Annotated in this window: 1 protein-coding gene; it reads right to left on the minus strand. The window is 37.9% G+C overall.

Annotated elements, in window-relative coordinates; all coding sequences use genetic code 11:
* Positions 1–109: DUF4314 domain-containing protein (locus tag LI114_RS14440; protein WP_227221180.1), on the minus strand; the 109-nt coding region annotated here is incomplete at its 3' end.
* Positions 110–206 lie beyond the last annotated feature (97 nt).

Consider the following 206-nt stretch of genomic DNA (forward strand, 5'->3'; position numbering starts at 1 on the left):
TACCGGACTCAACAGGGAATGGATCATCATTCATTCTGTCAAGGCAGATGCGAGTCCCTTCGGGATACCGTTCTTTCAGCCATTCTACTTTATTGTGATCGTAATACATTATATATTCCTCCTTTTTCTACAAATGAAAAAAAGGCTGTTCTATCATCGTCACTTAAATTCGTGACAATAGACAAAACAGCCTTTAAAACTTTGTG

Source organism: Ruminococcus sp. 210702-SL.1.03 (genome assembly GCF_020559915.1).
GTDB lineage: Bacteria > Bacillota > Clostridia > Oscillospirales > Ruminococcaceae > YE71.